This window comes from Nocardia sp. NPDC020380 (assembly GCF_044386975.1).
Classification (GTDB): domain Bacteria; phylum Actinomycetota; class Actinomycetes; order Mycobacteriales; family Mycobacteriaceae; genus Nocardia.
Genome location: NZ_JBIRVQ010000004.1, coordinates 576,453 through 601,750, shown reverse-complemented (window position 1 = coordinate 601,750; position 25,298 = coordinate 576,453). Strand labels below are relative to the sequence as shown.

The window sequence follows — 25,298 nt, the reverse complement described above, 5'->3', positions numbered from 1 at the left end:
ACACGATACGGTGGGGCAGGAGGCCGGCGGGTGTTGCGGTGTCAAGAGATAGTGTGGCGCTTTCCGCGGGTCTGAGGAAGATGCTGCGGCACGAACAGATTCATATCCTGATCCGGGACGATCGGGGTGAGAAATATCCGGCCGTTGTTCGCTCGGCCGCGTGGAGATTCCGTCCGACAAGGCGGCCCACTACCAAGTGTGATCCTTGCGTCGGCCGGATGCCGGAATCAGCTGGGGGAGAGGCCGTCCCGCAGGCGCTCCGCACGGCGTTCGAGGTCGTCCAAGGTCCGGCGGGCGCGGCGTAGTGCATCGCGGGCCGATCGCTCGGTGGCGACGGCGAAGCGGCGTTGGTCCTGGGCGTGGGCCAGCTCGGCGCGGAGGGCGTCGATGCGGGATTCGGCTGCGGCCAGGGCCGTGGCGGCGGTGTCGTGTTCGGATTGCGTAGAAGTCATTGTGGTGCGCGCGGATTCGATACTGGACAGAATGTCTTCAAGCTCACGGCGTGTCTCCTCCTGCGGGTCGGGGAGAGGCGCTTCGGCGTCGGACTTGTCTGTGTTCGAGGGCGGGGCCGTCACGGATTCGACGGCCACGGAGCCGGTTTCGCCGGAATTGACGAGCCGCGTGACGGGAACGGCAGTCAGCGCGGCGGGTCCGAAACCCTCATAAGTGGCTGCGGCGCTGAGTGTCCCAGCGTGGACCTGGTCGGCGACTGCCAGATCGGCGAGGGCGGCTTGCAGTGTGCTGCCGATCTCTCGGCGTGTGGCTTCGGTGAGGCTTTGGCCATTGGCGGCGGCGAGGTCGGCGGCCTTGCGGGTGAGGGTGTTGATCAGTTGCTGCCGTTGGGTGCTGAGGCTTCGTAGTTCGTCGGCCGACAGTCGTCGTTGGGCCTCGCGTAGTGCAAGTCCGAGGCCGAGCAGTGAATCCACATCCTCGGCTGCGGATCGGGACAGCAGGTTGACCGCCCAGGCTGCGACGGTCGGGCGGCGCAATGCGCCGATGGCGGTTGCGAGGGCCTTGTCTCCGCTGTCTCGGGCTGCTCGTGCCCGCTCGGTGCGGGCAGCGACGAACTGTGCGGGTAGTAGTCCGTAGAGCTCGGCCGCGACCTCTTCGAGCGTCATACCGGTCGAGCCTACGGACCTGTGCTCGTCAGAGGGTTACGAGGGAGTTCTCGGCGACCTTTTGCGCGTCGTAGGTGTTGAGTTCGAGGCGGTCGTAGACGGCGACGATTCGTTCGGCTTGGCGGGGTGGGGTGAATTCTGTGGTGCGGTAGAGGGCTCCTGCTTCGCGGGCGCCTTCGCGTACCTGACGGTTGCGGTCGATGCGGAGGTCCTCGTAGCGGCGTAGGCGGTCGGGGACGTCGGCGGGGCGGGCGTGTTCGAGGAGGACGGCTAGGGTGATGGCGTCCTCGATCGCCTGGTTCGCGCCTTGGCCCAGGTGGGGTGTCACCGCGTGGGCCGAGTCGCCCAGCAGGGTGATGTGGTCGGTGGACCAGGTTTTCCGGGGTGCGCGGTCGTAGATGCCCCAGCGGAAGGTGTGGTCCATGGTTCCGATGATCTCGCCGATCGGGTGGTCCCAGCCGTCGTAGGCCGCGGCGAGGGCGGCGACATCGCCTGGGGCACTCCAGGATTCCTCCACCTCGAGATCGGTGGGGACGAAGGCCACCACATTGAGCATCGCCCCGGCCGACACCGAATAGATGAGGAAACTCTGTCGGGGGCCGACCCACATCGACCAGTCGGTCGGGTCGTAGACGCCCTGCAGCCGTTCGGCGGGGATGAGCCCGCGATAGGCCATGATTCCCTCGCTGACCGGCGCGGTCTTCGGACCCACCACGCTCTGCAGCGTGGAATGGATGCCGTCGGCGCCGACCAGCACATCCGCGTGCGCCTGCGAACCGTCGGAGAAATCGATGCGTACCCCGTCCTCGTCCTCGACCGCGTTCACGCATTCGCGGCCCAGCCGCACCGTGCCCGGCGGCAGCGCCGAGGCGAGCAGCCGTTGAAACTCGGCCCGGTGCAGCGGATAGGTCTGGTCGACCGGGAACGGTGGCCGGTACCCCGGCAGCGGCTCACCGCGCCAGGTCTTGACATTGATCGTCGAGATCGTGCCCGCGATGGCCGCGATAGCGTCTCGGAGACCGAGGCTTTCGTAAATGCGAGCGCCATTGCCGCCTACAGCGACGCCCGCGCCCAGCTCACGCAGTTCGTGCGCTTTCTCATAGACCGTCACGTCCGCACCGCGCTGCTGTAGCGCGATCGCCGCGGTCAATCCGCCGATACCGGCCCCCGTGATCGCGACCTTCAATCCGCTCATGGCAGTTCAGCCTTCCCGTCCCGCACGCATTCACCCTGCCGCATGCCGCTTTTCGCTGTCTGCTCCAGACTCGTCCCGCGCGAACTGCCCTCACCAGTGCGCATTTTTCCTAGGAGTCCGGCACACCCCCTACAGTGGCGAGGTGTCAGCGAACAGGTTGGGAGAGTTCCTCCGCGCACGCCGAGTAGCCGCGAAACCTGCGCCCGACCCACCCCAACAGCGCCGCCGCACCCCCGGCCTGCGCCGCGAGGAAGTAGCCGCCCGCGCCGCCATCAGCGCCGACTACTACACCCGCCTGGAACAAGGCCGAGAACGCCACCCCTCCGCCCGAGTCCTCGACGCCCTCGCGACGGCCCTCGAACTATCCACCGCCGAAGCCGCCTATCTCCACGGGTTGGTTACACCGCTACCCACCACACAACCCGCCGCAGATGACGTGCCCAACGAGTTCCTCCTGCTGGTCATGCGGTCTTGGACACTGGGCCCGGCCTACATCGTCAACCACCGCAGCGACGTCCTCGCTGCAAATGTGGCGGCTCACCAGCTCTTCGAACACTTCGAGATCTCGGACAACATCCTCCGAATGTTGTTTCTGGACCCGGCCGCCCGCCGTCTGTGGGCCGACTGGGACGTACTTACCCGCCACCTCGTCAGCGGCATCCGCCGAATGATCGGCCCCACCACCGACATCGACCCGGCCACCACCCTGTTCATAGCCGATGTATCCCGCCGGAGCCCGGAGTTCGCCGCCTTGTGGAACAGCCACGAGATGGGCGTCTACGACCGCAAGGAAAAGAAGTTCCACCACGAGGACCTCGGCGAGATCGAACTCGACTTCGAACTCCTCACGACGATCGACTCTCAGGCCCAGTATCTGGTCCTGCACCGTACTCCTCGCCGGACGGGATAGTTCTCCACTGTGCAACGAGAAATCGTTGACTCCGAGAACCCTTGTCGCAATTGTGGATTGGTGACGGCGCAATAACTGGCACCGAATGGCTGCCGACCGGTCGGTCTTGAATTGTGCTGTGGCGCAATATCGGAGCGAATACGAGATTGATTGCTAGCCTTGAAGGCGCTCGATTGCCCTGCGGCAGAGACCTTTCACTACCTATCGACATTGACGTTTGGGGGATCATTGTGACCACCTCACGCCCGCCCGGGATTCCGTACCGGGCGTCAGCGCAGGCCGCTGTGGGGCACTCCTTCGGTGGTGATGAAGAACCCCGGGAACCGATGTACACCATCGCGTTCGCCAAGGACCCACACGCGGCCTATGAACGGTGGCGCACCATCTACGGCTCGATGGTGCCCGTCGAGCTCGCTCCGGGTATTCCCGCCACCCTGGTCCTCGGCTACGGCACGGCCAAGCAGATTCTGCACGATCCAGGGCATTTTCCCGCAGACCCGCGGGTATGGCAGCCCTCTGTGCCTGCTGGGTGTCCGGTTCTGCCGATGATGGAATGGCGGCCGAATGCGTTGCGCAGCAGTGGGCCCGACCACGCTCGCTATCGGGCGGTCAATGTCACCGCGATCGACGGCGTCGATCTCCACGTGCTGCACGGAGTTGTGGAACAGATCGCGGTGCCCCTGATCAACGAGTTCTGCGGTGGGGATGGCAACACGGCAAGCATGCATCGTTCGATTGCTTGTGCGGATCTGCTCGGGCAGTACATTTATCCGCTGGTCTATCAAGTGTTGGCTTACGTTCTAGGTTTCGATGACGATATCAACGAGCAGGTCGGCGCCGGGATGACGATGATGTTCGATGCCGCCGGTGAGGCCGGTGTCGGTAACGCGATGTTGGTCAGCGCGCTGGATGAGCACATCACGCGCAAATACGCCAATCCTGGCGAGGACATCACTTCCCACCTGATCAGTTCCGGCGAACTGACGACCGAGGAACTCGTTCATCAGCTGGTGACGCTGCACGGGGCCGGCAGTGAGCCACTGGTACACCTCATCTCGAACACGCTATTGCTGATGATGACCGACGAGCGGTTCGCGGGCGACCTCATCAGTGGGAGCCTGTCGACCCGCGACGCGCTGGACGAGGTGCTGTTCACCAATCCGCCGCTGGCCAATTTCTGCATCACCTACCCGCCGCAGCCGATCCTGCTCGAGAGCGTATGGCTGCCCGCACACCAGCCGGTGGTGATCAGCATGGCGGGATGTAATGCCGATCCCGTGATCCAGCCCGAGCGTGTCGAGCGATTCGGGAATCGATCGCATCTGGCCTGGAGCGTCGGTCCGCATCAATGCCCGGCCCAGTTGCTCAGCTGCCAGATCGCCATGGACGCAATCGACTACCTGCTCGATGCATTGCCCGAGCTGGAATTAGCAGTGCCCATCGACGACCTGGCATGGCGGCCGGGCCCTTTTCACCGCGCCCTGCAATCGCTTCCTGCCAAGTTCCCCGCCGCTCCGCCATTGCCGATGTAGTTCGCCGAGTGAGGAAAACGATGGATCACACCGCGCCGCTGGTACTGGACCCGACCGGCAGAGACATTCAGGGTGAGTCCGCACGGATCCGCGCCCGTGGCCCGGTCACCCGGGTCGAGCTACCCGGCGAGGTCCGTGCCTGGGCAGTCACCGACCAGGCGATACTACGAAGACCCTTACGCGATCCTCTTGTATCGAAGGATGCCCGTCGCCACTGGCCCGCCTTCATTTCCGGTGAGGTAGGCCAGGATTGGCCGCTCTACACCTGGGTCGCGGTCAGCAATATGTTCACCGCCTACGGCAGTGACCACACCCGGCTGCGCAAGCTGGTACGGCCCGCCTTCACCTCACGCCGCACTCAGGCGCTACGCCCGTATGTAGAGGCACTGGCCGTCGATCTGCTGGACAGGCTCGCTTCGACCCCGACTGGTCAGTCGGTCGATCTGCGCGAAAACTACTGCTACCCATTGCCGATCGGCGTCATCAGTGAACTGATGGGTGTACCCATATCATTGCGCAGCGATTTGCGGACGTGCGTCGACGGAATCTTCGACACCTCACTGACAGCCGAACAGGCGCAGACCAATTTCCTGGAGACGCAACGCATCTTACGCGAACTCGTCGCCTATCGTCGCTTCGCTCCCGGTGACGATATGACAAGCGTCCTCATCATGCACCGCGACGAGGACGACGGTCAATCTGCTCGACCAGGCAGTGTTCCTGCTGCTCACCCAACCGGAACAACGGGCGAAGATCGACTCCGGAGCAGCGCAGTGGGCAGAGGTCATCGAGGAATCATTGCGGTTCGAGGCGCCGGTCGCGCACCTGCCGCTGCGATATGCCGTCGAAGATCTCGACATCGACACCGACGACGGACCCATTCGCATTGCCCGGGGTGAACCCATACTCGCCTCGTACGCTGCCGCGGGCCGCGATCCCAAGGTGCACGGTGACACTGCAGATGAGTTCGACGTCACTCGAAAGAATCAGGCTCACTTGGCTTTCGGGTACGGTGTCCACCTGTGCCTCGGCGCGCCGCTGGCCCGCATGGAGGCCGAGACCGCCTTGTTGGAACTCTTCGCACGGTTTCCGTCGATGCGCCTGGCGAAGGACCCTGCCGACCTCGGCGCGATCAGCTCGTTCATTTCCAACGGCCACCGTTCGCTGCCGGTGTACCTCGCCTGAGCCGGGCCGGGCGGGAGGCTCGTCGATCAGATCCGGGACGTGTCGAACACCTCCGTTGGGTACCATTCGCCCGCAACCGAATTCAAGGAGACTACGTGTATCCGCAGCACGCGCAGCAGGGTGCTACCGTCAGCTCGAGATCGCAGATCGATGACATGGGTCCGCGGATCCCCATCTACAGTCCGGAATTCGCGGCCGATCCCCACGGGTATTACCGGCGGATGCGTAGCGTGTACGGATCCCTGGTGCCTGTCGAGATATGGCCCGGAGTGCCTGCGACGTTGGTGATCAAGTACGCGACCGCGGTGCGTATTCTCAACGACTCCAGTCATTTTCCGGCCGATCCGCGCAACTGGCAGAAGACGGTGCCCGCCGATATCCCGATCATGCCGATGATCGAGTATCGCCCCAACGCGATTCGTACGAGCGGCGCCGAGCATGCTCGGTACCGTGCTGCGCTGGCCGACGCCTTGGCCGGGATCAGCCTGCTTTCGGTGCGATCCATGGTGGAACGTTCCGCGGTCCCCGTGGTCAACACGTTCTGCGGGGACGGCAAGGCCGATGTACTGAGCCAGTACGCTCTCCCACTGGTGTTCTCGGTCTTTTGCCAGACCATTGGTTGTCCACCCGAAATCGGTCAGCGGGTGGCGGCCGCAAGTGCCGCCATGTTCGACGGAGTGGACACGGCGACGGTGAATGCGAGAATGGGCGAGGCGCTGCTCGATCTCACAGCCCTGAAGCGTGCTCATCCGGCTGACGACGTCACCACGAGACTGGTCCAGCACCCGGCCGGGTTGTCCGACGAGGAGATGGTGCATCAGCTGGTCCTGTTGTTCGCCGCGGGTGTCGAACCCCCGCTGAACCTCATTGCCAACACGCTACTGCTGATGCTTACCGACAGCCGGTTCACCACGACCGTTCAAGGCATTCCGCTGCCGACCAACATAGCAGTGGACGAGCGGCTCGCGACTGACCCGCCGATGGCCAACTATTGCATCACCTACCCGCGCCAGCCGGTCATGGTCGACGGGGTGTGGCTGCAGGCCGATCACCCGGTCATCATCAGCATGGCTGCCTGCAATACCGATCCTGAGCTGGATCCGGGCAGTTCTCTGGACAATGGCTGGAATCTGGCATTCAGCTCAGGCGATCACGCTTGCCCTGCGCATGCCCGCCCATACGGCACTCTGCTCGCACAGGAAGTCATCGACCAGCTCTTCGACTTCTTACCGGAGACTCGGCTGGCTGTCGCCGAAGCAGACCTCGTCTGGCGTCCCGGTCCCTTTCACCGTGCATTGACTGCGCTACCAGTGGTGTTCCCGCCTGCTCACCCGTTTCCCACGCAGTAGGCCGGTCCCCAGTCGGCTGGACCACGTTGCCCGGCAACCCATTGCCGGGCAATAGTTCATCGGCCTGTCATCGTTCACGGTGACCTGCGAGACGATCTGTGTAACACTACAATTCGTGAACATTCGACCGAAGGCAACACTGCGGCAACGAGTCACGCAGATCGTGACGCCGGCCGCAGTGTGCGTGAAGGTGCGTGATGCGTCGAACTTCTGAGAGGTGATCGCCCCGCCTTCTTTCTGCCGGTTCCCTGCGGTGTCCGCCTGAGCGCTCGCCGGGAGCGGTCCCGGTTGCGTCCAAGTGCGGCAGCGATGGCCTCGTATGCCCATCGGTGGATCAGTCGCCGCTGGGATCCTGAATGAGTAGGAGGCGGTTATGGATGCGCACGGATACAAGGAAGGGACATCGCTGGCCGAGGTTCTTCGGCATGGCAACCTCGAATTCCATCAGCACCTGCAGAAGGTTCTGAGCGCCCCGGACTATGTCGTCACCGAGCAGCACAGCCAGGAGCAGCGCCGCAACAACGCTTATGACCAGTTGCGGTACCTGGTAAGGGAAATCGGCAATACTCGCGATATCGCGGTCGATCTGCCCGCGTTGTTCGCGGTGTTCGATTGGTCGGCGGTGCTGGCGACAGACCTGATCCCGCTGATCTCCGGTCACTACAACCTGGCCTCGGGGAGTCTGGCCACCTTGACCGACTCCGATGCGGCCGCACCGTATCTGGCAGATCTCGACGACGCCTCCAGCGTCGGTGTCATGCTCCTGACCGAGTACGGGTGCGGATCCAACATCCAGTTCATGCAAACCACCGCGACCTGGGACGGGGATGGGTTCGTGATCAGCACCCCGAACCCGCGGGCACGCAAATTCATGCCCAGCGTCGGGATACCGGTCTCGCGGGTCTGCGTCGTCGGCGCCCGCTTCATCGACTCCGCGGGCGTCGATCAGGGCGTGCACCTTTTCGCCGCACGGCTGCGCGACGCCGACGGACACCCCGCGCCCGGCGTGGCGATCACCCAGCTCGACCGCCAGCCGCTGGTCATCATGGACAATTCGGTGATCAGTTTCGACAATCTCCGGGTCGAGCGCGGTGCCTGGCTCGGCAACGACTTGGCCACCATCGACGAGCAGGGTGTGCTGACCTGGCGCGACGACAGCAGCCGCAAGCGGGCCTTCGCCTCGGCGATCAGCCAGCTCACCGTGGGCCGCCTGGCGCTGTCCTCCTGTTTGAACGCCACCGCCCGCGCCTCGCTTTACATCGCGCTGCGTTACGCCGGCAAGCGTGTCGTGCCGCTGACACCCACCGACAGCCCGCTGATGGCCGAGATCCCGCACGTGCGTGACACTTTGCTCACCGATCTGGCCGGCACCCTGGCACGAACCATCTACGGCAACGAGATCAAAACCAGGCTCGCGGGCAGCGATCTCACCGATCGCGACACCGTCGTCTCGGTGATGCTGGCCAAACACTTCATCCAGCTACATGCCCTCGATACGGTGACCCACTGCCGGATCAAGATGGGCGCGCAAGGCATGTTCAGCGCCAACCGGGTCGCCGACTACCTCGGAGTCTGCCACGCGGCCATCACCGGCGAGGGCGACTGCCACGTTCTCGGCTCCGTGGCCGGGCGCGTGCTGGCCAAACACCTCGCCGGCAAGCAGCCACCCGAGGCCGGTGTGCACGACCCCGCCGACGCCGGCGACCGACTGGGCCTGTTCAACTCCCGCACCCTCACGATCGTGGGGCAGGCACAGCAGTACCTGGCGATGCCCGGGCTCGAGGCCCGATTGGAGGTCATACCCGACGCACTCGACCTGGCCGAGGCGTACAGCGCCGAAGAAGCATTGCAGGTACTGCACCGTTACGGCGACCACGCCGAGATCATCGCCGTGCGTGACGTTTTCGCACTGCACTACCTTGCGCAGCATGCCACGTGGTATCTCACACACGGCTTACTTGACATCGCCGCCATAACGACGATCCAACGGCAGCTCCGCCAGGCGATCGATCGCCTCGCCGGGCACCTACCCACGCTGCTCGACGCGTTCGGCCTGGATGATGAAATACTGGGCGCACCAGTACTTTCCGAAGATCTACCCGCGGCTTGGGAATCCCGCTGCCACGACCCGGTGCGTCACTGATCCGGCGCACGCTCAGCTCGGATCATTGCGGTGCGGGTCATCCCGTCCCCCTTCGCAGTGATTAGAGCGGGCTCATGCGGGCGTAAGCGTGTTCGAGCGCCCGCATGAGGGCCTGCGCATGGTCTCGAGACTCGCGCAGGTCTGTTATAAGCTCGACTGTATCTCGTTGTGCCGCTGCGCGGCTCGCCCCGGATCCGGGGCGGGCGTGAGAATGGCGAAGGGTCGAGTCGTCGGCGGATTCCTCGGCACAGACTGCAAGCTGCTCGAGCGTCTGGTTCGCAGATCTGGCTGCCTCTGACAGATGACCTACCTGTGGGAAGCCATCGGCGAGAGCCGCCCGACCGAGTGATTCGCCTGAGTGCGGACCATCAGTCGGTCTCCGGGAATTCATGTCTGTCATGTGGCTGGCGGCCCCGTTGCCGTATCTGGCCAGGCGAAGCGTCGTATTTGTCCCTGCACGCCTTGCTGAAGACCGAGAGAGCCGAAAATCCGCTGTCGCAAGCGATATCGGCGATGGTTCGGCGCTTGTTCAGCGGATCGGAGAGGCGCTGTACCGCCCGTTCGAGGCGCGCACTGATCAGGTAGCTGTGGGGGGTTGTGCCCGCGACGCGCATGGCGCGTTCGAGTTGACGCCGCGTGATGCCGAGATCTTCGGCGACAGTTTCCACCGTGACCCGTGGGTCGTCGGAGCATCTCTGGATGTGCAAGCGGGCGTCTCGGGAGATGGCGGCGAGTCTCGTATTCTCCGGCGCCCAGCGTTCATCCAGGGCGCCCGCGAGCAGCCCGTCCAGTGAGTGCTGATCTTCAAGAACTGCGTTGCCGTGATCCTGTCGCTGTGACGGTCGAGCTGCTCGGTGAGCGCGAGCACGGAACCGAGCAGTGGGTCGTGAGTGTCCAGCGCGAGATACGGTGGGCCATCAGGCGACAATCGCAGCGTGCCGACGAGGACGTTGAGAATCCAGCCGCGGACCTGGTCACCGTGGGAGAGCACCATGCGCCTGCTCCAGTCGACGACGCCCATCTGGCCGGGCCGCAACGTCACTCGTGTGCCGTGTTGCTCGATGCCGAGGGTTCCCCTGCGTGGGATCAACAATCGGGCGCTGCGGTCGCCGTCGGCCTCGACATCGGCCGAGGTACGTTCGTAGGAAATCTCGGTGGATTCGAATTGCACATTCTGGAAGTCGCCCAGCTTGTAGCCCGCCAGACGCCGGTCTGTCGTCCTTTGGTACCTCGGATGTGGTATCGCTCGCCAATTCCAGCTCAGACACCCGCACCCTCTTACGTCGTCGCAATTCCGGAAAAGGTTCGTCGCAGATCCGGTCGACTCGAATCCATACGCGCACTTAACCTTTGACTGATCGAGCCAATCTCCTATCACGCAGGTGCACGGATGTGCAAGCGAACATGGGGGATCGAACTGGAATCAGCTGCTGGTCAGGCCGAGAAGATCCCGGTCGAGGACACCGCGTCCACGACAAGGGAACGCTGCTCGCAGGCAACGAGGCCCGCGAGCAGCGTTCGCTCCGGATGGTTCCCCACAGCAGTAGGAACAGGGCTGATCCAGACTGGCGGTGCTGTCGATCTACGAAGGGGGTAGATCGACAGCACGACGCCCCTCACCGCGTGTCGCATGGCTGTCTGGCTTGCGGCGGCCGAGACGTGTAAACCCGCCAAGAGGTTCGGGCGATACCTGTGAGCTGGTCAGTGATAACTCTGAGGTGACTCCGGGGTGACAGATGGGGCGAAGTCGTCGAAACTGGGGCGAGAGGCGGTGTCCAGCCGCAGTTCGGACGGTGTACAGCCTGCTGACCTTGACTTTCCATCGGTTCGAGGCGTACAGCATTGGGTACTGCTACCGATGTAATCGGTGGACGGCGCCGGGAGAGAGGCGGTCCAGGTGTCGATACGAACTGCGTGGCCGGTGCGGATGTGGCGAGGGCGGCCGTGGAACCCGAATCCGCTGATGCGTGTGTCGGATCGGGCCGAGGTGGTGTTGCGGGTGTTCGCGGTCCTGGTGGCCGCGGCCGTGGTGCCCATCGCGGGAGCCGTCGGGACGGTGAGTTATACGGGTGCGCAGGTGCGCATCGCGTCGGAGGACGCGGGGAAGGTGCAGGTCACCGCTACCACTACGGCGGATGCCAAGCGCGTGCTGGACGACACCAACTACGCGGTGCATCAGGATCAGTACCAGGCTCCGGTGCAGTGGAACAGTGATGGGCACGTCGGGACCGCGACCGTGCAGGTGCCAGGGCCCGACGCTTCGGGGAGCACGATCTCGTTATGGCTCAGCGGGACGAATGTGCCGACCACGCCGCCGGCCAGACCGGGGGCCGCGGCCGCTGAGGGCGTCGGCGCGGGGTTGGCGGTGCTGGTGGAAACCTGGTGTGCGACAGCCGCAACGGTCTGGTTCACCGGAACCGTGCTCGACGCTCGGCGGCATGCACGCTGGGAACGGGAGTGGCGGTCGATCAATCGCCCGATCGGTAAGGACACGCTCTAGCCGCGCGCTACCACGAATGCGGCCGGCACACGCGGCTGCCGGTACTGTTGCCGCCCTTCAGTATTCGCCATGCACGAGATTGCGCGGCTGCTCGCCGGTCACGTAACGGGCGATCTCCGCCGCAGCGACCTTCCAAGCCCGCTGTTGACTACCCCTGCTGCTACCGCCGACATGCGGCGTCAGCAGCAGGCCCGGCGCGTCCCACAGTGGATGCCCGGCGGGCAGCGGTTCGGGATCGGTGACGTCGAGAATGGCACGCAATCGCCCACTCTGGAGTTCGGCCAGCAGGGCATCGGTCCGGACGACCGGGCCGCGTGCGGCATTCACCAGGATCGCACCGTCGGCCATGCGGGCGAGGAAGGCCGCGTCCACCATGCCGATGGTCGCGGAGGTCACCGGCACCACGAGCACCACCGCGTCCGCCTGCGGCAGCAGGTCGGGCAGTTCGTCCACGCCGTGTACGCCGGTGCGGGCGTGCGTGCCCACCACGGTCACCTCGGTCTCGAACGGCGCGAGCATGCGTTGCAGCTCCACCGCCAGGTCGCCCGCGCCCACGATCAGAATCCGCTTGCCGTGCAAGGTGTCCGTCGAATGCTGTGTCCATCGATGCTCGCGCTGCGCGACCGAGAATTCGATGAATTCCCGATATACCGCAAGCAATCCGGTCAGCGCCCACTCCGCGGTGCTCGCGCCGTGCGCCCTACGTGCGGTGGACAGCAGGACCCCTTCAGGAGTGTTCCCGATCCAGGCCTCCGCCCCCGCGGTCAGCAGCTGTACGAGCTTCAACTCCGGCAGTTTCGAAGCGAGTCGCACGGCCTCGGACTTCGGCACGAGGAATCCCGGCACCAATACCTCGGCCGTCTCGGCGCCCTCGGGCAGCGTTTCGCCGAGCGTGTAGCGCAGTGGCCGCGCTCCTTCCACCCGCGAGACCGCCGCGAAGCCATAGTCGTCCGGAACCAGCACCGTCACCGTCATGGATGCGACGCTAGCGGACGTGCTTCGCGGCGGTCACGGGCGATCCTCGCGATCGGGCCCGTCGTTGTCCGCCCTATTTGGCCTTGGCGGCCGTTTCGGGTTTCGGCGCTGGGCCGGAGCGGTTCAGGAACTTGTTGAAGGACCAGGTGGGTTTCGAGGTGGACTGCTCGGCCATGGGGACGACCGGCTGTCTCGGCGGTTGGGTGGCCGGTTGCTTCGGCGCGGGCGCCGCCTTGCCGAATTCCTTTCGTGCCGCGGCCATTTCGCGCCGCGAGTGCCGCAGTTCCCGCCGTGCGACCACCCCGCGGCGGGATGTCGTCCAGGTGCCCGCGAGCAGGATGATCAGCCCGCAGGTGCCGATCGCGCCGATCAGGATTCCGTAGGCGAAGAGCAGGCCGGTGGACCCGCCGTAGGTGTGGTCGAAAACCGTGAATCCGTGTGCGAGCGTATGGTCGCTACCGGTGTTTGCCTGCACTCCGGCCACCCCCACGGTCACGGCGCCGAGGAGGACGATGAGCCCGATGATGATGAACATGCCTCGGCAATGCCCGCACCATGATCCCTCAAACCGTGCGGACGGCGAGTTGTCCGCAGAATCGCCGCCGCTTGTTCGCGGCAAAACCCCTACCCGACCGGGCGGTTTCGAACGCTAGGGTGGTGTCGACGGCTCAGGCCGGGAACGCGACTCGGGGATGAAGGGCGGGACGAATGGATTCGATCGACGGTGTACGCGAGCTACTGCGCGGGCTTCCGGTATTGAAAGGCCGAGCGCCGGAGTTCGATCCACACGATGTCCCCGACGATCCGGTAGAGCTCTTCGTCAGCTGGCTGCGCACCGCGGTCGATTCCGGTGTGGTCGAACCGCACGCCATGACCCTGTCCACGGTGGACACCGGCGGCCGCCCTTCTGCCCGGGTCCTGATCCTCAAGGATGTCGACAGCGCCGGTTGGCATTTCGCCGTGAACGCCGGCAGCCGCAAGGGCCGCGAACTCGCCGCCCGTCCTGTCGCGTCACTGACCTTCTACTGGCCGGAACTGGTCCGCCAGATCCGCGTCTCCGGCCCGGTAGCGGCCGACTCCCGCGAACTCGCCGCCGCCGACTTCCTGGCCCGCCCAGCAGGTTCGAGGCAGATGGCGCTGACCCGCCGCCAGAGTGAGCCTTTCGACTCGGATGCCGAGCTGGACGAGGCCCTCGCCCGAGCGGACCTGGAACTACGAGCCGACCCGCACCTGGCCCCACCCGATTGGATCTCTTACGCCGTCCAACCCGCCGAGGTCGAATTCTGGCAAGGCGACCCCCAACGCCGTCACAAGCGCGTGCACTACGAACTCGTCGACGGCAAATGGACCCGTAACCGCCTGTGGCCCTAGCCCGGCGGCTTGTCCCAGCTGTAGGTATCCGGCAGATTGTGCGCCCCACCCGAGTTCTCGTTCTGAATAACCGCATCGGCGGTATACGAGGTCCCGTCCTGGAACTGCACCACACACCGCAGATGCGCGGTCTCCTCCCGCATCGTGTCATGAATATGCGGCGTACAAGTCACGGACCGCACCGGCCGATGATCGTCCTGCGTGACGTGCTTCTGCATCGCATTCTGCAATGCCACATACGCATCGGTGTTCGGCCACACCCCGCGACACCCATCACCACTGGCACCACGACAACGAGCGCCCACCCCACCCGTCCCCTCGAGGTTTTCATGATCACCACCGCGTTTCTGCAATATTCCGGAAAAGTTCGATTACTCCGCTCGCGGGAGGTGTTCGAAGGCGTAGTAGAGGGAGAGTAGGCCGAAGATTATGAGGCTTACCAGGGGTTGGAAGAGAGCTACGACGGTGCCTACTACGTAGAAGAATGCGCCTATGGAGAAGCGGAAGGTGGCTATGCGGAGTTGGCCGCGGGGGATGCGGGTTTGCATGATGCCGGGTTTGAGGAGGGCGTAGAACCAGACCAGGCTGAAGCCGAGGGCCATGAAGTCCATGACGAGGCCGTAGACGAAGGCGACGGTGATGGTGTCGCCGGCCTTCAGGTGGTGGGCGAGTTGTTCGCCGAGGAGGTCGGTGGGGAAGGGGACCAGGACCACCGACATGAGGAGTAGCAGGTTCAGCAGCTGCAGGGTGCGGTCGGTGCGGGTGACGTGCTGGAACATGGCGTGGTGGTTGACCCACATGATGCCGACGGTGAGGAAGCTGACCACGTACGCGAGGTAGGCGGGCCACATGTGCAGCAGGCCCTGCTTCAGGTCGCCCTCGGGGGCATGGAGATTGAGAACGAGCAGGGTGATGGCGACGGCGAAAACTCCGTCGCTGAATGCCTCGGTACGGCCACGATCCATGACCCAGAGTCTGGCGCACAACCGCAGCCGATGCTGACGGATAACGACTCCGCGGTCCGCGGCGTGCCGCAAGCCCGGTCGGGCAATTGAGCGGCAAACTTCCATCATGTCCCTATTGTCCGATTGCTGGTTCGGGTAGCGGCCCGCCGTGGCCGAATCCATCCGCCGTGCACCGGCGCCCATGCTGGCGGTCGGGGGAGCGCCGCCGGAGGGGCCGGGCTGGGCGCGGGAGATGAAATGGGACGGCGTCCGCGTGATCGCCGACTGCGCCGGCGGTGAGTGCAAGCTGTTCAGCCGCAATGCCAACGACGTGAGCGGGTCGTATCCGGAGCTGACGGCGGCCTTGGAACGCCTCGGCAACGGCCGGGCCCTGACCTTGGACGGCGAGGTGATCGCCCAGGACGCGGGCGGCGCGCCCGCCTTCGGGTTGTTGCAGCGCCGCATGCATGTGGTCCGGCCGGGAGAGCAACTCATGAGCGAGGTGCCGGTCCAGCTGTTCGCCTTCGACCTCCTGTCCATCGACGGGCACAGCCTCGTGGCCGAGCCCTACCTGGTGCGCCGCGAACGCCTGGCCGAATTGGCTTGGGAGGCACCGCTGTCGGCGCCGCCGCACTGGCTCGATGTGGATGCTGCCCAGTTGCTGCAAGTGGCCGATGAGCACCGCTTGGAGGGAATCGTCTCGAAGCGGACAGATTCCGTATACCTCCCTGGCCGCCGCTCACCCGCCTGGGTCAAGACCCCGCTCCGGCTGAATACCGAAGTGGTGGTGGCCGGCTGGACTCCCGGCTCCGGAGCCTTTCAGCGCACCTTCGGCTCGCTCGTACTCGGCGCACACGACCCCGACGGCCGTTTCGTTTTCATCGGCAATGTCGGCACCGGCTTCACGCATGCCGCCCGCCGCGTGATTCGGCAGACCCTCGGCGAAATAGAGATCACCACAAGCCCTTTCGATCCGCCGCCGCCGGAATCTGTTGCGGGGGGTTGGCGCTGGGTGGAACCAATCCTGGTCGGTGATGTCGAGTATCGCGAGTTCGCCGGCGAACGCCTGCGTATGCCGGCCTGGAAAGGCCTGCGCACGGACAAGGTTCCGGCGCAGGTCGAGGTACCTCCGATACGCTGAGAGAGCTCTGGACGCCGTATATGAACGGCGTGTTACGGCAACACAATTGGCGTATTTCGGAAGCATCGACCACAATCGGAACTATGGGCGGCAATGGGGCACGAAAGCTGCGCGAGCTCTCGGCTGCCGACTCCTTGATACGGCTGGCGGGCGCGCAATATGGCCGAATCGTGTACTCGCGCCGTGGTCTTCCGATCATCAGGCCGGTGAACCACATCGTCGAAGAGGACGCCATCGTAGTGCGTGCGCATTTGGGCGCAAGTCTGCTGCGAGGTGACGGGCAAGTGGTCGCCTACGAGGCGGACGACTTCGACGAGCACACCCGGCGCGGCTGGAGCGTCATCGTCACCGGCGTCGCGCGCGTGGTGGTGGATCCGGACCAGGTGCAGCGCTACGAGACCCTGCTCGATCCGTGGATCAATCTGCCCATGGATCACGTCATCCGGATCGAGACCGAGATCGTCACCGGACTCGAACTCGTCGAGGACGGCGCGGGCGCCGATGATCCGCCCGCGGCCCGGCCGGATCCGGCGGCGCGACCCATCGACGACCGCCGGTGAGTGTGACGCCAACTACTCTCCGGTAGCCTTTCACGCCGTTGGACCGAGCACGCGGCAATCAGCTCGCTAGCTCGGCGCGGCTCCCGCGTCCCGTGCTATCCCACGGCGTGGCCCGGTGAGCCGCACGGCATGTGAAGGGAACTGTATGACAGCCTCCGAAGGGCAGCTATCGGCGACCGCGCCGGATTCCGCGAATGCGGACGAGGGATACTCGCGCGGCCTGTCGCCGCGCACCATTCAGATGATCGCCATCGGTGGCGCCATCGGCACCGGCCTGTTCTACGGCGCGGGTGGCGCCATCGAGCAGGCGGGCCCGGCGCTCATCCTCTGCTACTTGGCCGCGGGCCTGGCCATTTTCGTGATCATGCGGGCACTGGGCGAACTGCTCACCTACCGTCCGGTCACCGGCAGTTTCGCCGAGTACGCGAACGAATTCCTGGGCCGTTTCGCGGGTTACGCGACGGGCTGGACGTATTGGGCGGTGTGGGTGGCCACCTGCATGGCCGAGATCACCGTGGCCGGTAAGTACGTGCAGTACTGGTTCGACATCCCGCAGTGGGTGACCGCGCTGGTGGTGCTGGGCGTCATGTTCGTCATGAACCTGGTGTCGGTGCGCTTGTTCGGTGAGGGCGAGTTCTGGTTCTCCGCCATCAAGGTGACCGCCATCGTGGCCATGATCGTGATCGGTATCGGCGTGCTGATCTTCCACTTCGGTCACGCCACCAACCCGACCCCCGCGAACCTGTGGAACGACGGCGGCGTGTTCCCCAACGGTTTCGGGCAGGCGCTGCTGGCCCTGCAGATCGTGGTGTTCGCGTATGTCGGCGTGGAACTGGTCGGCGTCACCGCGGGTGAGGCCCGCGATCCGAAGAAGACGCTGCGCAAGGCGATCAATACGCTGCCGTTCCGCATCGGCCTGTTCTATGTGGGCGCGCTCGTGGTCATCATGTCGGTGTCGAGCTGGCGGACCTTCCATGCCGGGCGCAGCCCGTTCGTGGAGGTGTTCCAGCAGATCGGTATTCCGGGTGCGGCGGGCATCATCAACTTCGTGCTGCTCACCGCGGCGCTCTCGTCCTGCAACTCGGGTATCTACTCGACCGGTCGCATGCTGCGCAGTCTGTCGCAGCGCGCGGAGGCGCCGGCCGCGCTGGGCGGGCTGAGCCGTCGTTCGGTGCCGGCGCCGGGTATCGCGGTGTCGGCCGCGGTCATGGTGATCGGTGTGGCGGTGAACTACTTCTCGCCGGACAAGGCGTTCAACTACGTCACCTCGGTGTCCACCATGGGCATCATCTTCGTGTGGGGCGTCATTCTGGTCTGCCACTTGATCTATCGCACCCGGGTGCGGCAGGGCGTGCTGCCGGCCAGCGATTACCGCCTGCCGGGCGCGCCGGTGACGTCGGTGCTGGCGCTGGCTTTCCTGGTGCTGGTCGTGATCTTGCTGTTCTTCACCGATGGGGGCCGCACCGCTCTTGTGGTGGGCGTCGCATGGGGCGTGCTGGTGTGCGCGGGTTATCCGCTGCTGTCACGTAGGCACGTGACCAGCTAGTTTTCGCCGTGACAGCCGGCGGTCGCCGATACCGGCGACCGCCGATGTCTCAATTGCGCGAATGGCATTGCGGCATCCTCGTTCTCGATCGGCCTATATTCGGTTCATATGACCCACGCGCGCGACCGCCGGAGCAGACCTTCGGCATATGAACCGGAAACGGTCCCGCTGCGCCCGGCCGCCGGTCGCCCCACGCGCCGCCGCCCGCGCGCCGCGCCGCCGCCGCGCCGCCGGACGGCCGGTGCGCTGATAGCGGGACGGTCCGCGGTCGCCCTGATCGCCGCGGTGGTCCTGGTCGGTACCGGGGTGGCCTGGAAGAAGACCAATGACGCGATCAACGGCATCATCACCTCCGATGTGACCAGTGACGGCCCGAAATCCAGTGGTGCGACGCAGAACATCCTGGTCATGGGCCTGGACTCGCGGCTCGACGAAAAGGGCAATCCGCTCCCGCAGGACATGTATGACGCCATTCACGCCGGCGACGAGGATGTCGGCGGTTTCAATGCGAATGTGCTGATCCTGGTGCATATTCCGGGCGACGGTTCGCCCGCCTCCGCCATCTCCATCCCGCGTGACGACTATGTGCCGCTCGATTCGGCCTCCTGTGATTCGTCGCCGTGCAAGGGAAAGATCAAGCAGGCCTACGGTTTGGCCTACGACAAGGCCAAGACCAAACTGGAGAATTCCGGCGTCAAGGATCCGCAGCAGCTGGATCAGAAGTCGCGGGACGCCGGCCGCAAGGCCGAGATGAACACGGTCAGCAAGTTTCTCGGCGATGTGCCCGTCGATCACTTCGTGGAGGTGACGCTCGCCGCGTTCTTCCAGATCGCCCAGGCCGTACAGCCCATCACCGTATGTCTCAATGAGGACACCTCGGACAGCTACTCGGGCGCCAATTTCAAGAAGGGCGAGCAGCAGATCGACGCCTCACAGGCCATGGCGTTCGTGCGGCAGCGCCGCGACCCGGACCAGCCGCTGTTCACCGATCTCGACCGCACCCGCCGGCAGCAGGCGTTCATCGTCTCGCTCATGCATCAGCTGCAGGACAGCGGAACCCTCACCAGCCCGAGCAAATTGCGTGCGCTGCTGGATATCGCCAAGCAGAACACCGCCATCGACAGCGCGCTCGATCCGCTGAATCTCGCGCAGCTGTCGTCGTCGATGCTGGGCAAGGGGATATCGCTGTACACGTTGCCGGTCAAGGATTTCGGCAATGACGATCTCGGGGAGTCCATCAATATCGTGGACCCGAGCGAGATCAAGGCCATTGTGAAGAACATCCTTTCACCCCCGGGCTCGGCCTCCTCGACCACCCCCGCCGCCCCGACCACCACCGACACGTCCGTGCCCGGCGCCTCGGGTGTGGTGCTGAACGTGGTGAACAGCTCGGGCAGCAACGGTCTGGCCGGCGATGTCGAAAGCGCCTTGACGGCCCGGGGATTCACCCGCGGCTCGGCCACCACCGGTTCGGTGCGCAGCGACAGCACCATCGCCTACGGTTCCGGCGCGGAGCCGGCGGCGACGGCGCTGGCGAGCCAACTCGGCGTCACCGCAACCAAGTCGGCCGATCTGGACTCGGCGACGGTGCAGCTGACCCTCGGCAAGGACGCGACCGACAGCAGCAGCGCGATCGCCACCCTGACCGCCGGCCAGTCCGACAGCACCAGCACCACCCCGACGACCTCGACCACTCCGCCGCCGCCTCCGGTCTCCGCGACCGCGGCCGGCAACAACGCACCCGAGGCCACCGATCTGTCGCAGATGGGCACCAGCAGCGTGCCCTGCGTGCGCTGACCCGGCGGTGCCCCCGGAACCCGATGCCCGGCAGCCTGATTCGCCGGAATCGGGTGACGGGCGGGCCCGCGCCGGGCTACGTTGCTTGGGACGGTTCTGGCTCCGGGAGGGCTCATGAACGATCCGCGACGGTACGTAGTCATCGGGGGCGGGCTGGCGGGCCTCGCCTCGGCGGTGTGGCTGGCCGAGGCCGGTAAACAGGTCACGCTGCTGGAACGCCGGGGGCGGCTGGGCGGGCGCACCCACGCGCTCGAGGTCCCCTCCCTGCACGATCTGCCCGATAACGGCCAGCATGTGATAGCCACCGGCTACGACAACCTGTTCCGCTATCTCACCAGTGTGGGTACCCGTCAGCATGTGCAGTTCCCCGATCGGGGCATCCTGCGCTGGCCGGGCGGGCGCACCGCCGTCATGGGAACGAAGGGTCTGCCCGCGCTGCGCTCGCTACTGGGCGCGCATCCCGATATGAGTCCCGTCGATCGCGGGCGGGCCGCCGTGGCCACGATGCGTCTGGGCTGGCAGTGCCTGAATCAGCCCGCGGATCTCGCCGAGCTCACCACCGATCAATGGTTCACCCGCCTGGGCATGCCGGCCAAGGCCCGTGAGGCACTGTGGGATTGGCTGGCGCTGGGCATCGCGGCCGAGCCCGTGTCGCAGGGTTCGGCGAAGGCGTTCGCGGATGTGCTGGCGACCGGGATCCGCTTGGGCATCAAGCATCGCGAGGCCGTGAGCATCGGCTATCCCACCACCGATCTGGATACCCTTTTCGTCTCGGGCGCCGAGCGGGTTTTCGAGCGGCACGGCGTGCAGGTGCGGCATCGCGCGGTGGCGCGGCACATTCACATCGAGAACGGTGCGGTCACCGGGGTGACACTCGTCGACGGTGAGGTGGTGCCCGCCGATGCCGTGGTGTGCGCGGTCCCGAACTCGTCCATAGCCGGCCTGCTCGACGATCTGCCGGAGCACGACGAAATCTATGCCGCCGCAGACAAACTGGGCTTCACCCCGATCGTCAGCACCAACCTGTACCTGGATCGCCCGATCGGCACCAGGGCGGCGATGGAGGCGCTGATCGGCGGCGGGGGAGTGATCGACGAGGTTTTCGACCGCCAGCGCATGCACGGCCGCAATCCGCTCGACAACTGGCTCTACTGCCTGACCACCAGCGGTGCGTACGAGCAGATCCACAAGCCGCATCACGAGGTGGTGGACGAGCAGATGGCCTTGCTGCGCCGCTACTATCCACAGGCCAAGGATGCGGAAGTGGTGCACGCGCAGGTGGTTCCGATGCCGCGCGCCACCTTCTCGCAGGTGGTCGGGACGGAGGGGTTGCGGCCGCCGCAGCAGACCTCGGTGCCGACACTGGTGCTGGCCGGTGATTGGACCAGTACCGACTGGTCGGCCACCATGGAGAGCGCGGCACAGTCCGCCGCCCGGGCCGTGGACCTGCTACTGGGACTTCCGGCACCCCAATCGGTATCGAACTGACCGCTCAGTCTGTTCGCTCGCGTTCCGCTCGCATCGGCTCACGGAAGTAATTGAGCACCAGCCGCGTGATATCGGCCAGGAACCGCTCCCGCGAGATCGGCGGCCGATCCAGCAGATAGCGGACGGTCAGATGCTCGACCGTCCGCACCAGCAGCCACGCGGTCGCATCGAAATCCACATCGGCGGGCACCGAGCGCCGCCGCATGCTCAACGCGACCCGCGCCAGCTCCCCGATCTGCTGCTCGAAGGCGAGCATGGTGGCGCTGCCGCCGGACAGGCGCGGCGTCTGCTCCACGACGGCTCGTAGCAGTTCACGGTGGTCACCGAGGGCATCCAGCAGCACCGAGATGGCCTGCGGCACACCCGTATCGGGCGGTGCAGCCAGGTTCTCCACCACATGAGCGCGGACCCGCTCGGTCACCGCGGTCAGATAGCGTTCGATCACCGCCGCGACGATCGCGTCCTTGTCCGGAAAGTACTGATACAGCGACCCCGGGCTGATCCCCGCCGTCTGCGCGATGCGATTGGTGGAGGCTCCGTCGTAGCCGTACGCGATGAGCACCTCCTGCCCGGCGTCCACGATGCGCGCGACCATGGCGCGGGACCGTTCCTGCCGCGGCGTGCGGCGCTGCGCGGGAGTCGTTTTCGACGGCCGGGGTTTCGATGTCATGGCGTTTCGACCGCGATTCCGAATGCGAATTGAATGCGAGTATTTATTCGTGTCAGCGTGGGGTCATGGTGTCACAAGGCGCAACGGCGCGCGAGCCCCGCCATGAACCGGTCCCGCTCGGACCGGACTCGTTGACGTGGAAGATCTTCGGATCGCTGTATTACATGCCGACCGGCTTGTTCGTCGGCATGGTGCAGAACATGCATCCCGGACTCGGCGCGGGAGTGGAATACCACTCCCGGCTCGAAGACGAGTTCTACCAGCGCATCCTGCGCTCGCTGTACCCGATCTTCGGCGTGGTCTTCGACGGCGAGCACGCGGCGCGGACGGCTCGTGAAATCGTCGGCTACCACCGCACCATCAAGGGCGTGGACGCACAGGGCCGCCGCTACCACGCGCTGGATCCCGGCACCTTCTACTGGGCGCACGCGGTGTTCTTCGTGCAGACCCTGCGCGCGGCCGATCTGTTCATGGGCGGGCTCACCGCGGCCCAGCGCGAACAACTCTGGCGCGAGCACTACCAGTGGTACGAGCTGTACGGCATGAGCATGCGGGTGGTCCCGGCCAGCTGGCCGGACTTCCAGCGCTATTGGCGCGACATGTGCCGGGACACGCTCGAACCGACCAAGGCGGCCCGCGACGTCTACCGGCTCGCCGAGCATGTGCCGGTGCCGCCGTTCCCGGTACTGCGCCACATTCCGGAACCGTTGTGGGCGTTCGGCATCCGCCCTGTTGGTGCGCGGTTCTTCCAGTTCGTCACCGTCGGCCTGTGTGATCCGGCCATTCGCCGCACCATGGGCTTCACCTGGACCGACCGCGACCAATGGCTGTTCGTCCGGCTGTGCGAGACCCTCTCGGCCCTGAACCGGCTCACCCCGGACGAGGTCAAATACACCTTCCCGCGCATCCGCGCCGCCCGCCGCCGCTTCACGGGCAGACGCCCCGCCGCACTACCCCCACCCGAAGCGCCCCGAATGCTGTGGCCGGCACCGGAATTCCGCGACGACCCCAAGCACTACTGCCCGGTCCACGCCACCGCCCGCGCGGACTCGCTCACCACATTCCGCCAGCTGACAGGGTTCTAGAGCAATGCAACCGATGACCGAGCTCCCGCCCGCCGACGGCAGGCATCCGTACGACTACTACTACCGCCCGGGCCTGCCGCTGCGCCCGCCACCACCCCGCGCGGTGCCGTCCGAACTCTGGTTCGAGCCGCGAAAAGCCCTGCTGGGCCCCTGGATCGACGTCCGGCGCGAACCCGTCGACACACCCCGCACCCGCCTGATGGCCGACCACCTGTGGCAGGGCGACGAACCGATGGACGAACTCGTCGCGGCCTTCCGGCGGATGGGTTCGGCGGGTGGCCGGCGCATGCTGAACCGGGCCCTCGAACACGGCATCGACAGCGTGGACGAACCGCTGCCCGAACTGGTGAATCTCTTCGCGCGCCTGGACGATCCGCCCGCCTGGTACGACCCGGATCTGTGGGAGTACGGCCGCCGACTGTGGATCAATGTGTCCCTGGCCGGGAAGATGGCCATGGGCGTACAGGATTTCATGGGCACCTTCGTCGGTTCGGAGGTCGCGTCGGCGGTCGGCCAGACCGGTCGCTTCGTCAATGATCCCTACCGGCGTGGACTCGAATCCTCGGTCTGGTTCCGGAGTGTCACCGCCCCGCGGGCCCTGGAACGCTGGAATCCGATCTTCGCCGATACCGTGCGGGTGCGGTTCATGCACGCGCAGGTGCGGTCCATGCTCCGGAACACCTGGGGCGAAGAGCATTTCGCCCGGCACGGCAACCCGATCTCGAACGCCACCACCATGGGTGCGGCCGTGACCTTCGGCCTGTCACCCATCTGCTTCGATCATGTGCACGGACGCCGCTGCAGCACAGCGCAACTCGATGCGGTCATGCACTATTGGGGTTATATCGCCTACGTTTTCGGCGTCGCGGAGGAATTGATCCCGCGCTCCGCCGCTGAGGGCATGGAGATGGCCGACTACATGGTGGCAACGGCGGGTATCGCACCGCAGTGGACGGCGACCATGGCCGGCGCGGCGGCCCGGAAGTTCAGCACCTCCACCCCGGTAGGCAAACTCCAGATCGCTGCTACCGCACCACTTCTGGGTGCTCTGTCGTATTACAGCAGTCCGCGGCTGGTACGCGCGCTGCTCGCGGAAACACCCTTGCGCGTGGTGCCCCTGGAGCCGTGGTCGTCCCTGGTCGGCGCCGCGGCCGCCACGGAAGTTCGCTTGCGCGCCATCGATGATCACCTCCCCGGCGCGCGCGGGCGCATGATCCGACGGGCGAGGCACATCGACCCCATGTGGGATCGGAATACTCGGGTGGCCCGCTATCTGGCGGCCCGGGTAGGCATCCGCGGCACGCCGTTCGACCAGCACGACGCCTCGGTCGCGGGTTGCCCGGTGTGATCTACTGCCCGGCGCCGCCGGCAATGGCCAGGTACAGCACCATCAGCGTGAAGAGGATCCACCCCGCGCCCTGCCAGATGGTCCAGTTCTGCTGGACGCGCCAGGCGCGGAAGGCCATGATGAACGCTCCGATCCCGCCGAGCAGCAGTGTTACGCCGGGGACGAGCCCGACCACCGCTCGCGCGGTGCCGTCGCACAACATCCCGGCGTTCAGGCACTGCTGCCGCGAGGCCGCCCAGGTGATGGACGCCACCGCGCCGATGGCGGCCAATATGAGCACACCCACCACGTATCTGGCGGCCCGCCGGAAGGTCTTCGGATCGTTCCATCGCTTCTCGACGTCGTCGACCATCGCACGCACCTCCTCGCCGCCGGTTCACCGCGCCGGATACCCGGCCGATCCGATACTTCCATGGTGAACCGTTGCCGCCGGTGCGGACT

24 protein-coding genes are annotated in these 25,298 nt (G+C 65.6%); 14 read left to right on the top strand and 10 right to left on the bottom strand.

Translation table 11 applies throughout. The annotated features are described in order from the left end of the window. Nucleotides 1-227: 227 nt before the first annotated feature. Both ACH438_RS13575 and ACH438_RS13570 read right to left on the bottom strand, forming a co-directional pair. Nucleotides 228-1,118, bottom strand: a complete 891-nt coding sequence (locus tag ACH438_RS13575; protein ID WP_397004720.1) for a hypothetical protein — start codon at nt 1,116-1,118, stop codon at nt 228-230. 28 nt (nt 1,119-1,146) lie between these two features. Then, on the bottom strand, nt 1,147-2,313 hold the full coding sequence (locus ACH438_RS13570) for an FAD-dependent monooxygenase (protein ID WP_397004718.1): 1,167 nt from the start codon (nt 2,311-2,313) through the stop codon (nt 1,147-1,149). Between the two features lie 142 nt (nt 2,314-2,455). On the opposite strand from ACH438_RS13570, the gene ACH438_RS13565 reads away from it, so the two are divergent. The 5 genes from ACH438_RS13565 to ACH438_RS13545 all read left to right on the top strand — a co-directional run bounded on the left by ACH438_RS13565 (nt 2,456) and on the right by ACH438_RS13545 (nt 9,432). Next, entirely contained in the window at nt 2,456-3,223 is a 768-nt protein-coding gene (locus ACH438_RS13565) for a helix-turn-helix transcriptional regulator (protein WP_397004716.1), read from the top strand. Nucleotides 3,224-3,549: 326 nt separating this feature from the next. Beyond that, nucleotides 3,550-4,755: a cytochrome P450 gene (locus ACH438_RS13560; protein ID WP_397004714.1), complete on the top strand. Its 1,206-nt coding sequence runs from the start codon at nt 3,550-3,552 to the stop codon at nt 4,753-4,755. Between the two features lie 798 nt (nt 4,756-5,553). Further along, nucleotides 5,554-5,940, top strand: a complete 387-nt coding sequence (locus ACH438_RS13555) for a cytochrome P450 (RefSeq protein WP_397004712.1) — start codon at nt 5,554-5,556, stop codon at nt 5,938-5,940. Nucleotides 5,941-6,035: 95 nt separating this feature from the next. After that, the gene (locus ACH438_RS13550) at nt 6,036-7,289 is read left to right on the top strand and encodes a cytochrome P450 (RefSeq protein ID WP_397004710.1); all 1,254 of its coding nucleotides are present in this window, start codon (nt 6,036-6,038) and stop codon (nt 7,287-7,289) included. Nucleotides 7,290-7,662: 373 nt separating this feature from the next. Beyond that, nucleotides 7,663-9,432 (top strand): hypothetical protein, encoded by a 1,770-nt coding sequence (locus ACH438_RS13545; protein ID WP_397004708.1) that lies wholly within the window; start codon nt 7,663-7,665, stop codon nt 9,430-9,432. A gap of 368 nt (nt 9,433-9,800) precedes the next feature. On the opposite strand, the gene ACH438_RS13540 is transcribed toward ACH438_RS13545, so the two are convergent. Together ACH438_RS13540 and ACH438_RS13535 are read right to left on the bottom strand one after the other, a co-directional pair. Then, a complete protein-coding gene (locus ACH438_RS13540; RefSeq protein ID WP_397004706.1) occupies nt 9,801-10,100 on the bottom strand; it encodes a helix-turn-helix transcriptional regulator in 300 nt (99 codons plus the stop codon). Continuing rightward, entirely contained in the window at nt 10,010-10,603 is a 594-nt protein-coding gene (locus ACH438_RS13535) for a hypothetical protein (RefSeq protein WP_397004704.1), read from the bottom strand. Before ACH438_RS13535 ends, ACH438_RS13540 begins: the two co-directional genes overlap by 91 nt. Before the next feature lie 792 nt (nt 10,604-11,395). On the opposite strand from ACH438_RS13535, the gene ACH438_RS13530 reads away from it, so the two are divergent. Then, a complete protein-coding gene (locus tag ACH438_RS13530; RefSeq protein WP_397004702.1) occupies nt 11,396-11,932 on the top strand; it encodes a hypothetical protein in 537 nt (178 codons plus the stop codon). A gap of 57 nt (nt 11,933-11,989) precedes the next feature. Here the strand turns inward: ACH438_RS13530 and ACH438_RS13525 are convergent, their stop codons facing one another. Both ACH438_RS13525 and ACH438_RS13520 read right to left on the bottom strand, forming a co-directional pair. Continuing rightward, a complete protein-coding gene (locus ACH438_RS13525; RefSeq protein WP_397004700.1) occupies nt 11,990-12,907 on the bottom strand; it encodes a 2-hydroxyacid dehydrogenase in 918 nt (305 codons plus the stop codon). Nucleotides 12,908-12,980: 73 nt separating this feature from the next. Further along, nucleotides 12,981-13,442, bottom strand: a complete 462-nt coding sequence (locus ACH438_RS13520) for a hypothetical protein (RefSeq protein WP_397004698.1) — start codon at nt 13,440-13,442, stop codon at nt 12,981-12,983. 173 nt (nt 13,443-13,615) lie between these two features. Here ACH438_RS13520 and ACH438_RS13515 point away from each other — a divergent pair, with 173 nt between their 5' ends. Further along, nucleotides 13,616-14,278: a pyridoxal 5'-phosphate synthase gene (locus ACH438_RS13515; RefSeq protein ID WP_397004696.1), complete on the top strand. Its 663-nt coding sequence runs from the start codon at nt 13,616-13,618 to the stop codon at nt 14,276-14,278. Here ACH438_RS13515 and ACH438_RS13510 read toward each other — a convergent pair. Together ACH438_RS13510 and ACH438_RS13505 are read right to left on the bottom strand one after the other, a co-directional pair. Continuing rightward, nucleotides 14,275-14,421, bottom strand: a complete 147-nt coding sequence (locus ACH438_RS13510) for a hypothetical protein (RefSeq protein WP_397004694.1) — start codon at nt 14,419-14,421, stop codon at nt 14,275-14,277. The two genes, ACH438_RS13515 and ACH438_RS13510, sit on opposite strands and share 4 nt — an antisense overlap. Before the next feature lie 228 nt (nt 14,422-14,649). After that, a complete protein-coding gene (locus ACH438_RS13505) occupies nt 14,650-15,243 on the bottom strand; it encodes a TMEM175 family protein (protein WP_397004692.1) in 594 nt (197 codons plus the stop codon). A gap of 148 nt (nt 15,244-15,391) precedes the next feature. Here ACH438_RS13505 and ligD point away from each other — a divergent pair, with 148 nt between their 5' ends. The 5 genes from ligD to hpnE all read left to right on the top strand — a co-directional run bounded on the left by ligD (nt 15,392) and on the right by hpnE (nt 21,754). After that, on the top strand, nt 15,392-16,363 hold the full coding sequence (gene ligD, locus ACH438_RS13500; protein ID WP_397004690.1) for a non-homologous end-joining DNA ligase: 972 nt from the start codon (nt 15,392-15,394) through the stop codon (nt 16,361-16,363). Nucleotides 16,364-16,383: 20 nt separating this feature from the next. Then, the gene (locus ACH438_RS13495) at nt 16,384-16,923 is read left to right on the top strand and encodes a pyridoxamine 5'-phosphate oxidase family protein (protein ID WP_397004688.1); all 540 of its coding nucleotides are present in this window, start codon (nt 16,384-16,386) and stop codon (nt 16,921-16,923) included. A 145-nt stretch (nt 16,924-17,068) separates the two neighbouring features. Then, the gene (locus ACH438_RS13490) at nt 17,069-18,469 is read left to right on the top strand and encodes an amino acid permease (protein WP_397004686.1); all 1,401 of its coding nucleotides are present in this window, start codon (nt 17,069-17,071) and stop codon (nt 18,467-18,469) included. Between the two features lie 108 nt (nt 18,470-18,577). Further along, nucleotides 18,578-20,266: an LCP family protein gene (locus tag ACH438_RS13485; protein ID WP_397004684.1), complete on the top strand. Its 1,689-nt coding sequence runs from the start codon at nt 18,578-18,580 to the stop codon at nt 20,264-20,266. A 114-nt stretch (nt 20,267-20,380) separates the two neighbouring features. Next, complete coding sequence (gene hpnE / locus ACH438_RS13480; protein ID WP_397004682.1) at nt 20,381-21,754, top strand: hydroxysqualene dehydroxylase HpnE; 1,374 nt, start codon at nt 20,381-20,383, stop codon at nt 21,752-21,754. Nucleotides 21,755-21,758: 4 nt separating this feature from the next. Here the strand turns inward: hpnE and ACH438_RS13475 are convergent, their stop codons facing one another. After that, the gene (locus ACH438_RS13475; RefSeq protein ID WP_397004680.1) at nt 21,759-22,424 is read right to left on the bottom strand and encodes a TetR/AcrR family transcriptional regulator; all 666 of its coding nucleotides are present in this window, start codon (nt 22,422-22,424) and stop codon (nt 21,759-21,761) included. 65 nt (nt 22,425-22,489) lie between these two features. Here ACH438_RS13475 and ACH438_RS13470 point away from each other — a divergent pair, with 65 nt between their 5' ends. Further along, complete coding sequence (locus ACH438_RS13470; protein WP_397004678.1) at nt 22,490-23,509, top strand: oxygenase MpaB family protein; 1,020 nt, start codon at nt 22,490-22,492, stop codon at nt 23,507-23,509. A 13-nt stretch (nt 23,510-23,522) separates the two neighbouring features. Further along, on the top strand, nt 23,523-24,857 hold the full coding sequence (locus ACH438_RS13465; protein ID WP_397004676.1) for an oxygenase MpaB family protein: 1,335 nt from the start codon (nt 23,523-23,525) through the stop codon (nt 24,855-24,857). A gap of 1 nt (nt 24,858) precedes the next feature. Here ACH438_RS13465 and ACH438_RS13460 read toward each other — a convergent pair whose 3' ends face one another. After that, a complete protein-coding gene (locus ACH438_RS13460; protein WP_397004674.1) occupies nt 24,859-25,209 on the bottom strand; it encodes a hypothetical protein in 351 nt (116 codons plus the stop codon). Nucleotides 25,210-25,298: the final 89 nt, after the last annotated feature.